Origin of the sequence: Secundilactobacillus malefermentans DSM 5705 = KCTC 3548, assembly GCF_001436395.1 — a bacterium.
GTDB classification, from domain to species: domain Bacteria; phylum Bacillota; class Bacilli; order Lactobacillales; family Lactobacillaceae; genus Secundilactobacillus; species Secundilactobacillus malefermentans.
Window position 1 is genome coordinate 1 of the sequence record NZ_AZGJ01000014.1, and the last position, 14,972, is coordinate 14,972.

Here is a 14,972-nt window from a genome sequence, read left to right on the forward strand (position 1 = left end):
TATTTGGGGTTCACTTCAATCAGGTGAACTGATTTCGTTTTTTTAGATTAATCACTCAAATGATCTAACGCATACTGCTTTCTGCCACCAGGCTTAGGAATCTGGTCTCCCATCATCATGTGGAAACCACCATCAACTGGTAACTCCGCCCCATTAACATAATCAGAGCGATTGCTTGCTAAGAACAAGACACTATCCGCAATATCGGATACAGTGCCAATCCGCTTGCTTGCCGTTAACTCTTTTCGGCCATTTTCAACGTCAGGATCAGAATAAAATCCCATGGACATTGGCGTTTTAACTAAACAAGGCATGATGACATTACTTCGAATGCCAAATTGTCCCCATTCAGCAGCGAGTTGTTTTGACAGCATATTCACGCCCGCCTTACTGGTACTGTACGCACCACTGTAGGTTTCTGGTGCTTCAGAGGCGACGGTCGAAATGTGTACCATTGACCCGCCTTCATGTTTCATCATCAGTTTACCGAAATGTTGTGCCATCAAAAAGTAACCATCTAAATTAACATTAAGCACCTTTTTCCAGGTCTTATACGATAGTTTTTCAAGTGGCGCAAATTTTAAGATACCTGCAGTGTTTACTAACACATCACACTTATTAAATTTTGCAGCCACCTTTTCCACTAACTCGGAAACTTGGTCTTCGTCCGTTGTATCACAAACTGCTCGCATTATTTCAACATCAAATTTTGCTTTAATTGAACTAGCCAATTTGGTTAACTTATCTTCATCTAAATCCACTAAGACTAGCTTGGCATGCTGCTCAGCCAACTCTAAACAAATTTTTTTGCCCATGCCACCAGCTGCTCCAGTAATCACACAAACTTTATTTGCTAAATTTAACCAACTTTCAGACATCTTAAGATCTCCTTTTGTTTAAGCGATACTCGTTTTCTTCTCCCTTAGGAGCAAGAGCGTTGCAACCGCACAAATGACGCCTAATACTGCGACCCCAACGTCGAACCACATAATATTTCGAATACTTTCCTTGGCAATAAAACCAGTGAAAATAGGAATTGTAAAGGAAGCCAATCCGCTAGCAGTGTAATAGATTCCTAAAACTCGACCCTTATGTTCAGGATATAGGTCACTCATGAGGGTTAATCCGATTTGTAAGACGCCGCCAGTTGCGGAAACGCCGATGACAAATCCCCCAATTGCGACCACCCAGTAGACCGGAAATGCTGCCATCAAAAATAGTGTTATCAGCGACACAATTGTATCAGCCAGCATAAAGTTCACTTGTTTGATCAATCGATTAACGATGATAGCGGTCAATAACACGCCAAATATGGAACCGACACTATAAATGCTAACCAACAACCTTGCACTCGTTAAATGCAAATGTAGCACTTCTGTTCCGTATTCAGTCAGCCACTGACTAATCAGATAAAAAGTCGCCATTCCAATATAGCCAAAAATCGTTAATACGATTGAGCTTACCACTTTACGACTAGGCGAAAGCGAGCTCGTTTTTTTGATTATTGGACTACTTTGATTACTAACCGAATCCGCCAATTTGGGGAATTTTCTGAATTGAAGATAGACCAGGTTTCCAATCAAAATGACGCCACCTAGAATAAATACCCAGCCATACCACATATTCGAAATATCGAGTACGGAGACCAAAATTGGTAAAAGTAACTCCCCAACTGATGAAAACGCCTTAATCATAATATTGGCAGAAGCCTCATGCTGCGGGAACAGGTCCATCAATGTTGGATAAGTACCCGCGTCCAAGAATGAATTTGCCATCCCCGCCATAATTCCCAAAATATAAGCTAAAACTAAATTTTTGCAAAATATTATTCCAAGGAAAAAGGGTAAATAGGTCAAAATTCCTAATCCCACAAAAATTTTCCGCCCAAATCGATCAGACAAAATTCCGGCAACGTAGAGCACCAGCAAATGGCCAATTCCGAGTGACGAAATTACAAATGAAACCCCTGCACTATCGACATTCCACTGGTCTCTTAACGAATTCATATTCTGAGCCAAAATCACGATTGCCATTCCGTAGACGACGTAATTTAAATAAAGGCAAGCGGCCGTCTTCATCTTTTCCGCCTTATTCATATCATTCAACTCACATTCTATTTGATATAGCAAAAAGGTCAGACAAGTAAGATAGCTTGATCTGACCTTTTTAGCATGGATTTATTCAGATGCTAATGACTTGTCCATCTCAATAAATTTAAGGAACTTGTTAAAACATGACTTAAGAAAGTCAACACTACCTGAATCAGTAATCTTGTTGTCTTCATCAAACTTGTTTCCAGCTTGTGGCAACATAAATTCACTACCAGGCATCACCTTAGCATCCACCCCTGGTGAATCCAGAATTTGACGAAGATTCGTTTGTGCACGAACCGTTCCTTGAATTCCAAGTGACGTACCGACAATCATAACTGGCTTGTCAGTAAATGGATGTTCAATGGATGAAAGCCATTCGATTGCGCTCTTCAAAGAGGCAGGAACGGAGTGGTCATATTCAGGTGTACTGATGACGATTCCGTCAGCATCCTCAATTTTGGCTGCAAGGTCCTTAACAATCTGAGGTTCACTTTCCAGGAGATCCTCGTTAAACATCGGAATATCCTTAATTTCACAAATTTCGAAATCAGTTTGGGCATCAAACAAATCACGCATTGAGTGTAATAACTTCCGGTTGTATGACTTAGAAGCGTTTGTCCCAACTAGCGAAACAATCTTTTTCTCTTGTCCGCCGACTTCATTCAATCTATCAGCATTCTTGCTAGCAGCTTCACCAGCTACATAGCCAGAAGAAATGCCCCAAGTATTCATCATACTTGGCATTGAATCATGACCGTTGGCACCGCCAATGACTTCACCAGCACCAAAGTAATTTGGCACTAACTTATCTGATTCATCTAATAGTTCAAGGTTAGCTGGACTAACTGAATAGCCACCCAGTGTGGTGGCGTAACGGCCACGTTGTTCAACGACGTAGAAAGTATCGCCTTCAAATTGGTGAAGGAACTTAGCGTCACGACCAAACTCAGGATCGCGACCCTTTTCTGCATAGCCTTGGTAGTCGGAAACAGTTTTTTCAAGTTGAGTAGCGTCAATTCCAGCTACTTTGGCAACGTCAGCTAAACTGCCTTTTGCAAATACAGGCTTCTTATCTTGGTTGTCAAAGAATCCTTTAATCTCTTCTGGTAAGAAATCATGGAGAACAAGCAAGTCATAAAATGCCTTCCAAGTCCGTTCGTCCATCACAAGGTATGAAATTCGATCTGGTTGCTCAAGGATTGCATCACGATCATCCGTGTAAGGAGCTAATTCGTTAACAATTCGTTTTCCCTTTGAGTTGACATAGATTGACCCTAAATCGGTTGCTTCCTTTGATGCGTAAGTTGTTAACTTGGCGATACCAGGTTCAACTTCAACACCATGAGGATAAATTTTGTACCAGCCGAGATCATGCGTCTTTAGCTTCAATTCTGAATTGAAACTGTAGGCGTCACCGGTTGCAGTCATTGGACCGTAATAGTCGATGCCTTCACTTTCGGCACCACGCATTTTAGCGTTGGCTCCATGACCACCAGCTGCTAAAACAACTGATTTAGCCTTAATTTTGATAGTTTCGTTATCACTTTCAGCAACTAACCCATTCAAGTTACCCTTGCTATCAAATGTTAATTGTTCAACACGAGCAGATAGGATCACCTTGCCACCCTTGTCTTCAAATGCTTTGGAAACTTTTTTGATAAATTCATAACTACTTGCAGTTGGCAATTCGATTTGGCGATCGATTGAGTGTTCGATGGTTTGGGTCTGAGCTTTTTGATACTCAAGGCCAGCAAAATCACTGATGAAATCAATCGCAGATCCGATGTTATGCGCCATCAAATTAGTTAAATCTGGATAATTTGAGTCTTTGCTTTCACGAGCAACATCTTCTGCCAAATGTTCCGGAGTATCACCTGAGTTTCCAAAAATTTTCTTAGAAACTTCAGAACCGGTACCTGTTACGTTTGAACCATTAAGAATCGTGGCACCACCAAGGTAACCATTCTTCTCAACCAAAATCACATTTTGTCCTTCAGTTAAGACGCGTGCACCAGCAACTAGGCCGGCTTCACCACCACCGATAACGACAACATCAGTCTTCAAACGCGTTGTTTGGTGTTCAACCACTTTCTTAGGAATTGGCGTCAAATGAACGTCCTCTTCCTTAATTGAATCCTTGGCTGAATCCAAAATGGATTTCGTCATAACCGTTGCACCACTAATGGTGTCAACATCAAATGATTGTTCGTCAACGATACTCTTCTTTAACTTATCAATAACTTGGTTAAAGATTCCAGAAGTTTCTGAATGTTTTAATATTTTTAGATCCTTGACTTTATCGTCCGCAACGTCAATTTCATAGTCAATAATACCGTTGTGACCTTTTGCCTGCCCTTTGATCTGTTTTTCTGAATTACTCAATAGTGTTTACTCCTTTACTTTGGCTTTTACTAGCTTAACTTTAAATCTTCAAGTTCGTTCTTAAGGTGAGCCAATGAAATTTGGCCAGGAGCTGAGGCTGCACCCACAGTTGCAAATGTCAGGCATGAGCCAAACACTTCGCCACTTAAACGAGAAACTTTTCCTAAATCACCCATCGACATGGTAATGATTGGTTGATCTAATTTTTCATTAGCTTCATGAGTAGCAGTTAACAATGTTAAAACATCATCAACTGAAGTTGGCATGACCGCAATCTTTGGAACGTCTGCGCCAAATTCTGCCATGCTCGTCAAACGAGCAACAATATCGGCTTCATCTGGGGTTTCATGAAAGTGATGATTACTCATAACAACCTTGACGCCATTAGCGTGAGCCGCTTCGACAACAGCCTTTACTTTGGTTTCGTCGTGATAGCGTTCAACGTCTAATGCATCAGCGTAGTTACCGGCAAGAACCTTCTTACAAATTTCAAAATAATCATCATCAGAAAGTTCAAGCTCCCCACCCTCGCTCATCGTTCTAAACGTAACGAGCAAAGCAGTTTCACCCAAGGCTTCACGGAGAGAATCCCCGACTTTAGTCAATTGGGCTTCATCTTGGACGCCTTCAAAATAGTCAATCCGCCATTCAATCAAATCGGCGCCTGCTTCACGAGCCTTTGTGGCCTGCTTAACGAGCTCTGATTCAGTTGTACCGGTAATCGGAACGGCCATTTTAGGACGACCTTCACCAAGCATCGTACTTCTCAATTTAACAGTATTTTTACTCAAGGTTAGCGCCTCCTTGTCGTTTTTTACCAAATAATTTATAGTATCGAATTGTAATTAAGACGGCTAGAACAAATCCTGCAAGCGCGATGAAAACGTCAAACAAGATAATGTTTGCCAGATTTGAGGACATTGCACCAGTTAACAGCGGAATTGTAAACGAAGCGATTGATCCTGCTGTATAAAAGGCACCCGTAATTGTTCCTTTTCCTTTGGGGAAGAAGGTTGACATAACAGTTAGTCCTAGTTGCATAACGCCACCAGCTGCTGAGAAACCAACAACGAATGACATAATTGAACAAATAAGTGCTGTAGGGAACAGATACATTAGAAGTAATGATGCGAATGATAGTAAGGTATAAACTCCCAAGAATTGAATTTCCTTAACAGCCTTTTTAGCTAAAACGGCTGTTAACAACACACAAACAATTGAACCGATACTGTAGTAACTGATTAATGCCCGTGAACTTGTATCTCCCATGTGCGCTATGCTTGCACCATATTGGCTCAACCACTGACTAACAAGGTAGAAAGTTGCTTGAGAAATGTAACCGTAAAGGATGAAGAGTGTTCCATCAATCCATAAGTTACCTTCTTGTAATTTGGCACCTGGGCCCTCTTCTTTTTCTTCTTCTGCTTCAGCCTCTTTAGCATCCTCATTTGGAGCTGGGAATTTACCAGCAAAGATAACGAAGATTAAACTGATTAAGAGAACAACGAGAGCGACAACGAATGACCAGCCAAACCACATTTTGCTAGCAACTAAGAAGCTAACAAATAGTGGCAAGATGAATTGTCCTGCAGAAATGAAGGCTTTTAGAACAACGTTGGCAGTTCCTTTAGCATTGGGAAACATTTCCATCAAAGCTGGATATGTCCCAGAATCAAGGAACGAATTTGCAATTCCGGCTAAGATACCAAAAATGTAGGCCACCGCAATCGAGGAACTCATTAATATCCCACCAAAGAACAGCATATAGGTGATTATCCCCAAAATAACAAATGGTTTACGCCCAAATTTATCTGATAAGGCACCTGAAACTAGTAGGACAATGATTCGTCCAATTCCCAATGAAGAAATAACAACTGCAACCCCACCGGCATTTGTGTGCCATTTAGTTGCAAGCATTGCCATGTTTTGCGCCAAGATAATGACACCAATACCATGGATAAAGTAGTTCATATACAAACTTATAGCAGTTGGCATATAACGATTTTTCATGTTTAAACTTCCCCTTTATGTGTGGACTATTTGGCGTCGTCGCCGAATAGAATTTCACGAATGTAATCAACTGGCATATCTTTCTTAGTCCAAAGCTTGAATGCGGCTGCGCCTTGTTCGAGCATCATGCCTAGACCGTTGAATACATGCTTAACACCTGCTTTTTCAGCAACTGCCATCAATTTAGTATCTCTTGGTGCGTAAACTGTATCGAATACGATTTGGTCTTCACTGAACCAAGTTGGGTCGGTAACTAAAGTCTGATCTTGAAGTGGATTCATACCAACACTAGTTGCATCGGCGTAAATGTATGAACTAGCAATTTCCTTCTTGAAATCGTCTTGATCTTCAAGTTCATGAAGGGTTGCTTTGCAGTCAGTTTTTTCGTTGATAATATCAACGTTACGTTTAGCATTGTCGAAGAATTCATCATGACGGTTAAAAATTGAAATTTCTTTAACACCATCTAAAGCAGCTTGGATAGCCATTGGAGTAGCAGCACCACCGGCACCGGCCAACGTCATCTTCTTACCGCGAATATCAAGTCCTTCATCAGCTAATGACTTCATGAAGCCAATTCCGTCAGTCGTGTATCCTGTTAGAACACCGTTATCGTTAACAACTGTGTTAACAGCACCAATCATTTCGGTAGCTGGATCTAATTTATCTAGTAATGGAATCACTTTTTGCTTGTTAGGCATTGAGATGTTTGATCCACGCATGTCTAAAGTCCGAATGGCATCAATTGCGCCAGGTAACTTCTCATTTGTGATTTCAAAAGCAAGGTAAGCAAAGTTCAAACCTAATTTAGCAAAAGCATTATTGTGCATTGTTGGGGACATCGAATGTCTGATTGGGTAAGCCATCAAACCAATAAGTAATGTGTGTCCGTCAAGTCGTTCTGTCATAATATAATCACTCCTAAATAAATTTTTGGGTAATTTGTTACTCAATTCACTTGCAATGTTAGCACTTACACCTATAATAATAAATAAGGATAAGTGTGGTAATCAATAGAAGTTCTCTATCAATAGAAGCTGGTGAACATTTTGAACATTAAACATTTGGTTTACTTCAAGGAGTTAGCGCGTACTGAGCACATGTCACAGGCGGCAGAAAATCTCGGGATTTCTGAGCCTTCACTTAGCTATGCCATCAAAAAGTTAGAAGTTGAACTTGGTGTGCCGCTTTTCGAACCGGATGGCCGAAACATCAAATTAACCCACCTTGGTGGTCTCTATCTCAAGTACATCACCGCAAGCATTAACAGCCTGAATCATGGGAATGACCTCATCAAACAACTGATTAATCCGAATAAGGGCTACGTTAAACTGGGATTCACCTACACGCTTGGCCAAAGCTTGGTTCCGGAACTCATTAAGCAGTTCTCCATTCAAGAAAATAATCGTGAAATTTCGTTTGAATTAAACCAAAGTTTCACCGCCCAACTATTGCGGGACTTATACGATGAAAAATACGACGTTATTTTATCCTCCGATGTCACTCAGTTTGGTGATCAGGATCCCCATAAAATCTTTAATTTCACGCCGATTGTCGAACAAGAAATAAAGTTAGCAGTTCCCTTTGACCATCCCCTCGCACAGGAAGCAGAGGTTCGAATGGCAGATATCGGAGATCAGCCATTAATTATGTACTCAAAGAATAGTGGATTAAGACCCCTAATCAATCAAATATTAGAACATGCGGACATTCAGCCAAACATCAAATTTGAGATGGTTGATGATCACTCAATCGTTGGCTTTGTACGCCAAGGGCTGGGAATTGCGCTAGTGCCAAATCTCCCCCAACTCAATCAAGAATTTGTGAAACTAAAACCAATTGTTGATAATCCGGTTAATCACGAGCTGTTTTTGGTAACCAAGCAGAGTCAGTTCATCACCCCCTCTGTCAGCCGATTCCAGGAATTTGTTAAGAGCTACTGTTGGCAACACTATACAAATAAAGATCGATTAATTTAAAAAACGTCAACCTAGTTTTCACTAGGCTGACGTTTTTAAGTTACACAAGTTTTTCAGTCGTATTCTGTGGGCCATTTTTAAGAACAATAAACACAATAATACTGCAAAGGACGCCGATTACTGCGATTCCCACATCAAACCACATAATATTATGAATGCTCGTTTTAGAAATGAAAGCCGTAAAAACTGGAATCGTGAACGAAGCCAGGCCCCCAGCCGTATTGTAAATTCCGGTGATTCGTCCTTTCGTTGCCGGAAAGAGATTACTCATGACGGTTAAGCCAATTTGCATCACGCCACTTGCCGCCGATGCCCCGATAACAAAGGATCCAATATACATTATCCCCGGAATAGGAAGCAGCGACATAGCAATCAGTGCAATCAAGGAAACCGTTGTATCAAACAGCATGAACCAAACCGGCCGAATGAACCGCTCCACTAAAATAGCTGAAATCACAACACCAATAATTGAACCGACACTGTAAATACTAACAAGCAATCGGGCATGGACCATATTTAAATTAACAACCTCACTGCCGTACTTGGTTAACCATTGGCTAATCAGGTAAAAGGTGGCCATTGAAATGTAGCCGAAAATTGTCAAAATAATTCCTAAAAATAGATTCCGTTTGCTCGTCTTCGGTTTCGCAACCGGTGTCGCTTTCTCAACCTTTTTTGGTTTTGATTGCGTGGGATTATTTAATTTAACATTTCTCAAAAAGACGAGACTTATCGCCATTGCCACGGCACAAAAAATGAATGACCAGCCGTACCACAACTTTGCAAACGACAGGACCGCAACAAAGATAGGCAAAATAAGTTCACCTATCGACGCAAACGCTTTAATCAGGATATTAGCTGAAGCCTGATTTTTGGGATAAAGCTCCATAAGCGCAGGATAGGTTCCAGAGTCCAGAAAAGAATTCGCCATTCCTGCAAAAATGCCACAAACGTACGCTGCTGGAATCGTATGCGACAAAACAATCCCAATGAAAAATAGCATGTACGTCACTATCCCTAATTTAATAAAAAAACTTCTTCCGAAACGATCGGACAAATTCCCGGCTATATATAAAACGAGTAACCGACCGATTCCTAGTGAAGAAATAACCAAAGAAACACCGGCATCATCTGTATGCCAATGTCGGCTTAAAACTGTCATATTTTGAGCTAAGATTACAATGCCCATACCATGCACAAAGTAGTTGAAGTACAAGCACGCTGTTATTTTAAATCGCTCTAAACGAGTCATTGATGCCACCTACGCTTTACTGTAATTTGAATTGAGTAACGTGGTGTACGTTCAATATGTAACAAATGAATTAGTCCCATTAAATGCTGAAATGCAACAAAAGTCAACTTTAATTTGTCGGGCAAAAAAAAAGGATGAACCCATTCCGGTTTCATCCTTCCTTACTCAACTAGTCGACTTCCGTTTCGTTCCACCAATGATAAAGGAAACGATTAATACCAATATGATGGCACCGATAATCGATGGAACAAGCGCCATTCCACCAAGACTTGGGCCCCACGATCCGAGGATCATTTCGCCAAGCCATGATCCGACCAAACCGGCAATAATATTGCCAACCCAGCCCAATGGCATATCGCGACTGATGATTGCACTCGCCACAATTCCGATGATTGCGCCGACGATAAGTGTACAAATTAAACTCAACATGGTCATCATCCTTTCTAAAATCCAAGGGAGTTGCGACTATACCTTGAGTGTAACTGGACACTTTGAATAAACCTTGGAGAAACTTTAGCATTTGTGTGACTACCAGTTTCCGGTGTCCCAGGTCCGTCCGTCAATTTCACCACTCACTTGATTGATTCGCTGGCTGAGCTCTTTTGCTGTATCTTGAACGGCAATGAACAGTGCTTTTTCGTCAAATTTTTGACTTTTCTCCGCCATCATTTGCGACTCGTTTAATAGCCAATCCAAATTATCCATCAATTTCACCCTCCCGCTTGATAAGTGCCAAAGTGTCCTGCAAATCCGACAGTCGTTCGGTGCCATTTTGCAATTCAGTCATGATTAATTGAACTCGCTGCTTGGTCGCTTCATCCAACTCTAGCTGATTCAATCGGCTAATTAGCCAAGTAATTTTAACCTGTAAATTATTTAACGGTTCCTGCGTCAGATAGCGTTGATATTTAATCAGTAGTTGGGCTTTCTCCTCATCCGTTTGGTAGGCAAATTGCGAAATGATCAGTGGTGGTAAAAAGGTCATCCCAAGCTTCAATGCCACTGCCTGAAATGGGGTTGTAATTTCCCCCATTCCAAAGTGTTCAGTCCCACCTCGTTCGTAGGCATCGCTCGGTTGCCCCGTTGAGATAACGAGCCCCAATTGCTTCTCATTGAAGTTCATCGTATCAAATTGGTCAGCCAAAACTAAATCTTCCCACTCTTTCAAACTTGCGGGTGCACTGTACCAATAAAGGGGAAATTGAAAAATAATTCGATCATGATCTAAAAATAAGTTTCGTTCAGCAGCAACGTCAAATGGCATGCTGGAATCTAGTGAATGCCAGGTGACGTTTTCAATTTGTGCAGCTCTTGCCAAAAACTGTTGGGTGTAAGAATTATCAACGTGTGGATGCGCCATTAATATGAGTGTTTTCAACGTTTGCCTCCAGTAAATTTTACCCCTATCATATCATTTAATTTGTGAATGAAAAGATTTGGCTTTTAGGGATTGTTAAAACGCTTTCACAAACTTATACTGTAACTAGTCTTATTACAGAAAGGATGATATTTCAATGTTAAGTAAGACGAAGCATTTATTGGTTGGTTTATTGGGAATCGCCGTCATCGTGCCTTTGGTATTGGCAGGATGCGGAAAAAAGGAGGGTAGTAATAGCAATGATGTCAGTGTTAATGGCGACAAAACGTTAATCGTTGCCACTTCTGGGACGTTGTACCCTACTTCGTACCACGATACAAAGGGAAACAAGTTAACTGGGTTCGACGTTGAGATTGTCAGAAACGTGGCAAAGGAAATGGGCTATAAAGTAAAGTTCAAGGAACTCAACGTGGATGGTCAATTAACCGCCGTCAAAACCGGTAAGGCTGACATGGCAGCAAACGACTTCGGTATCTCGCCACAACGGAAGAAACAGTTTACCCTATCGACACCTTACAAGCACTCGTTTAACAGCTTGATGGTTCGAAAGAGTGACAATTCTGGAATTCATTCATGGGCGGATATCAAAGGTAAGAAGTCTGCTGGTGAAGCTGGAACCGGTTATCAACGACTTGCTAAGCAATTGGGTGCTAAGCTAGTCAACTACGATAACGTTTCAAATGACGTTTACCTTCGCGATGTTAAGAACGGGAAGACTGATTTTATTGCAAATGATTACTATCTTCAAAAATTGGCGCTCGCCGCAACACCTAACAGTGGTCTGAAGCTCATCAAGAACATGTACTTCAAGACGACTGACGATGGTAGTGGTGTTGGGATCATTATGAAAAAAGGAAACACCAAGCTGGATAAAAAAGTGAATGCTGCTCTAGCAAAACTTAAGAAATCCGGTAAGCTCGCAAAGATTTCAAAGAAATTCTACGGCACGGATGTTTCAAAACAGCCTAAGGTCAAGATTTCAAAAACCTTCACGATTAAAAACGATAATTAGCTTCAAGAATTGAGGTAAGTGGATGAATTGGCTAAGTCATTTCTCAATTCCGAATTTCTTTGACGCACCGCTCGCCGTACAGTCCATTCCAAAAATTTTAGCTGGCTTTCCCATTTCTGCTTTTCTAACGATTATCAGTTTTGCCCTCGCCCTCATTTTAGGATTGTTACTTACCTTGGCGCAGCTTAGTAAATTTCGGATTTTACACTGGCCGGCTCGGGCTTTCATTTCGTTTATGCGTGGGGTTCCCATGCTGGTCGTTTTGTTCATCATCTATTTTGGCTTTCAAACAGATGCAATTCCTGCAGCAATCATTTCATTCACAATTAGTTGTAGTGCATTCATCTCTGAGGTATTTCGCTCCTCATTTCTGGCCGTTAATAATGGTCAATGGGAAGCCACCTACTCGCTTGGTTTACCATACAGAAAGGTCATCTCAAAGGTGGTGTTACCACAGGCGTTTCGAGTTGCCATTCCGGCCCTGGGCAATATCCTGCTCGATTTGTTCAAGGGAACGTCTTTAGCCGCAATGATTACGGTCACCGATATGTTTATGGATGCCAAAATAGTGGCGGGTGCAAATTTAGATTATATGACAATTTACATCACCATCGCCATTATTTATTGGTTCTTCTGCTGGCTGATTACAATCGGCCAGACCCAGTTGGAAAATCATTTAGCATTATAGCGAAACGCAAAACGGACAAGCCAACTTTTGGCTTGCCCGTTTTATTTATTATTGAAAGATTAACGTCCAGTATTGACCGCACTTTGGCGAGCAAAGACTGGTTTCAGGAAGTGAATTCCTAATCCTAGGACTGCTCCAGCAAGGGCTGGAACTACCCAGTCCATTCCTAAACTAGCGAAAGGTAGAACGCTTTGTTGGAATCCAACGAGTGCTTTACCAAAGGCACTTTGGCTGACAACTGGTGGAAAAGCCGCAACCATATCAAGAAGTGCGGGAACTGACGTGAAGACCACGACAAACGCATAGACAACTGAATCTCGTTTGAACAGTGGTGAGAAAACGGAAAGGAGAATCAATACCATTGCAAATGGGTATAAGAACATCAACATTGGCGTTGACCAGAGAATGATCTTCTCTAAACCGAAGTTAGCGGTTAAGAATGACGCAACACACATGAAACCTAACCATTGGCGATAGCTCACCTTTGAAAAATGCTTATGGAAATCTTGTGCAAATGCAGCAACCAATCCAACCGCCGTTGTCAAACAGGTAACAGTTAGCAATGTTGCTAAAAGCGCATGTCCAACACCACCAAGATAGTGAGTAACCAGTTGGTTGAACGCAACACCACCATCAGCTGAAACTTTATAATGGCCAAGGGTTGTGGAACCAAGCCAGATTAAGCCAACATAGATAACGCCGATCATGGCGGTTGCTAACACTCCGGCTTTGGCGGTAACGCGGGCGTTGCTCTTTCGAGATGTTTTTCCAAGTTGACGAACTGCTGTCACAACGGTTACACCAAAGGCTAATCCTGCCAATGCATCCATTGTGTTATACCCCTGAAGGAATCCATTGAAAAATGAATCACTTTGGTAGGCTGCCGTTACTTTTTGGCTGGCTGCTTGACCCATTGGTGACAAGAATCCTAGGGCGAACACAGAGAATAAAAGAACCAAAAATAGTGGATTTAGTACTTTACCAACACTGCTCATGATGTTTGATTCCTTGTATGACACTAAGAATGCTGTCCCAAAGAAAAGCAGTGAGAACACGAACAGGCCAATTTGACCTAAATTACTTGGTAAAAGAGGTTGAACCCCAACTGAAAATGGAATTGTCGCAGTACGCGGTGTTCCAAAAAGTGGTCCAATTGTTGCGTGAATTAGAATCATGAAGACTAACGCAAAGGCAGAACCAAGCGGCTTGCCAATGTCATAAACGCCTTCAGAATGAGTGACACTAATTGCTAAAACGGATAATAATGGCAAAACTACGGCGGTTACTAAGAAACCAAGTGTTGCAAGTCCCCAGTGTGCACCCGCTAGTTGTCCCAAGTGAATTGGGAAAATGAGGTTTCCTGCACCAAAGAAGAGACCAAAGAGCATTGAACTCACTAATAAGTATTGTTTAACTGTTAACGGTTTACGATTTAAATCTGGCATGTCATTCATAATATGTATTCCTCCAATTAATTTTGTCATTTAAATGTGGTTCCTCTAATGTGACTAATCTGGCCTTTCAAATGATCATCCCCTTCTTTTAATTAACGACGCCAAAAAGCACCCTTAATCCACTTCTGGATTAAGGGTGCTTTGCACGGTACCACCTTATATCGCTATTCCATTACTGAAATAGCCTCATCACGTACAGCAGAATACTGCGATACGCTAACACGATAATGGGTGTGCCCAGTGTAGATTACTATTAGTTCACTACATCGCTCAAAAGGGATTTTCGTCATTATATTTTGCTTCCTCTCACCAACCGAAGCTCGCTTAAAAAATGATAATAACTACTCAACTTTCTCATAGCGTTTTAATTTAAAACTAATCTTAACCAGTTTATGTCCCACTGTCAACCATTAAATCAAAATTTGTTATCTTTATTTTTCTCATAATTCAACTTAAAAAATACAAAAAAAGACTTACCACGAATGGTAAGTCTTCCCGCTTAACATTTAAGTTAATTAAGCAACAGTTACGTTAGCAGCTTGTGGGCCACGATCGCCGTCTTCGACGTCAAGGGTAACATGTTGGCCTTCTTCAAGAGTCTTGAAGCCTTCAGAGTTGATAGCTGAGAAATGTACGAATACATCTGAGCCGTTTTCTAAAGTAATGAAGCCGTAACCTTTATCTGCGTTGAACCATTTAACTGTACCTTGTTCCATAAGAATGA

15 protein-coding genes and 1 other annotated feature are annotated in these 14,972 nt (G+C 41.3%); of the genes, 3 read left to right on the plus strand and 12 right to left on the minus strand.

The window, feature by feature from the left end; all coding sequences use genetic code 11:
• Positions 1–47: 47 nt before the first annotated feature.
• The 6 genes from FD44_RS03940 to FD44_RS03965 form a co-directional block, all read right to left on the minus strand.
• Positions 48–878, minus strand: a complete 831-nt coding sequence (locus FD44_RS03940; RefSeq protein WP_010619377.1) for an SDR family NAD(P)-dependent oxidoreductase — start codon at positions 876–878, stop codon at positions 48–50.
• An 18-nt stretch (positions 879–896) separates the two neighbouring features.
• Positions 897–2,096, minus strand: a complete 1,200-nt coding sequence (locus tag FD44_RS03945; RefSeq protein WP_010619376.1) for an MFS transporter — start codon at positions 2,094–2,096, stop codon at positions 897–899.
• A gap of 81 nt (positions 2,097–2,177) precedes the next feature.
• Complete coding sequence (locus tag FD44_RS03950; RefSeq protein ID WP_010619375.1) at positions 2,178–4,475, minus strand: FAD-dependent oxidoreductase; 2,298 nt, start codon at positions 4,473–4,475, stop codon at positions 2,178–2,180.
• 29 nt (positions 4,476–4,504) lie between these two features.
• The gene (aroD, locus tag FD44_RS03955) at positions 4,505–5,233 is read right to left on the minus strand and encodes a type I 3-dehydroquinate dehydratase (RefSeq protein ID WP_033445183.1); all 729 of its coding nucleotides are present in this window, start codon (positions 5,231–5,233) and stop codon (positions 4,505–4,507) included.
• A 25-nt stretch (positions 5,234–5,258) separates the two neighbouring features.
• Positions 5,259–6,485 (minus strand): MFS transporter, encoded by a 1,227-nt coding sequence (locus FD44_RS03960; protein WP_010619373.1) that lies wholly within the window; start codon positions 6,483–6,485, stop codon positions 5,259–5,261.
• 26 nt (positions 6,486–6,511) lie between these two features.
• Entirely contained in the window at positions 6,512–7,393 is an 882-nt protein-coding gene (locus FD44_RS03965; RefSeq protein ID WP_010619372.1) for a shikimate dehydrogenase, read from the minus strand.
• Positions 7,394–7,534: 141 nt separating this feature from the next.
• On the opposite strand from FD44_RS03965, the gene FD44_RS03970 reads away from it, so the two are divergent.
• Positions 7,535–8,464, plus strand: coding sequence for a LysR family transcriptional regulator (locus FD44_RS03970; RefSeq protein ID WP_029327513.1), 930 nt, complete (start codon positions 7,535–7,537; stop codon positions 8,462–8,464).
• A 40-nt stretch (positions 8,465–8,504) separates the two neighbouring features.
• Here FD44_RS03970 and FD44_RS03975 read toward each other — a convergent pair whose 3' ends face one another.
• From FD44_RS03975 to FD44_RS03985, 4 genes are all read right to left on the minus strand, one after another.
• Positions 8,505–9,716, minus strand: coding sequence for an MFS transporter (locus FD44_RS03975; RefSeq protein WP_010619370.1), 1,212 nt, complete (start codon positions 9,714–9,716; stop codon positions 8,505–8,507).
• Positions 9,717–9,881: 165 nt separating this feature from the next.
• Positions 9,882–10,145 carry a GlsB/YeaQ/YmgE family stress response membrane protein gene (locus FD44_RS03980; RefSeq protein WP_029327512.1) on the minus strand — a complete coding sequence of 88 codons (264 nt, stop codon included), beginning with the start codon at positions 10,143–10,145 and terminating at the stop codon, positions 9,882–9,884.
• A gap of 99 nt (positions 10,146–10,244) precedes the next feature.
• Entirely contained in the window at positions 10,245–10,421 is a 177-nt protein-coding gene (locus tag FD44_RS10490; protein ID WP_010619368.1) for a hypothetical protein, read from the minus strand.
• Positions 10,414–11,094: an NAD(P)H-dependent oxidoreductase gene (locus tag FD44_RS03985; protein WP_010619367.1), complete on the minus strand. Its 681-nt coding sequence runs from the start codon at positions 11,092–11,094 to the stop codon at positions 10,414–10,416. Before FD44_RS03985 ends, FD44_RS10490 begins: the two co-directional genes overlap by 8 nt.
• A 136-nt stretch (positions 11,095–11,230) precedes the next feature.
• On the opposite strand from FD44_RS03985, the gene FD44_RS03990 reads away from it, so the two are divergent.
• Together FD44_RS03990 and FD44_RS03995 are read left to right on the plus strand one after the other, a co-directional pair.
• Positions 11,231–12,106 carry a transporter substrate-binding domain-containing protein gene (locus FD44_RS03990; RefSeq protein ID WP_010619366.1) on the plus strand — a complete coding sequence of 292 codons (876 nt, stop codon included), beginning with the start codon at positions 11,231–11,233 and terminating at the stop codon, positions 12,104–12,106.
• A gap of 22 nt (positions 12,107–12,128) precedes the next feature.
• Positions 12,129–12,794 (plus strand): amino acid ABC transporter permease, encoded by a 666-nt coding sequence (locus tag FD44_RS03995; protein WP_010619365.1) that lies wholly within the window; start codon positions 12,129–12,131, stop codon positions 12,792–12,794.
• A 59-nt stretch (positions 12,795–12,853) separates the two neighbouring features.
• On the opposite strand, the gene brnQ is transcribed toward FD44_RS03995, so the two are convergent.
• Together brnQ and FD44_RS04005 are read right to left on the minus strand one after the other, a co-directional pair.
• Positions 12,854–14,248 (minus strand): branched-chain amino acid transport system II carrier protein, encoded by a 1,395-nt coding sequence (brnQ, locus tag FD44_RS04000; RefSeq protein ID WP_010619364.1) that lies wholly within the window; start codon positions 14,246–14,248, stop codon positions 12,854–12,856.
• A 129-nt stretch (positions 14,249–14,377) separates the two neighbouring features.
• Positions 14,378–14,615, minus strand: a binding site (T-box leader).
• Between the two features lie 148 nt (positions 14,616–14,763).
• Positions 14,764–14,964: a cold-shock protein gene (locus tag FD44_RS04005; protein ID WP_010619363.1), complete on the minus strand. Its 201-nt coding sequence runs from the start codon at positions 14,962–14,964 to the stop codon at positions 14,764–14,766.
• Positions 14,965–14,972 lie beyond the last annotated feature (8 nt).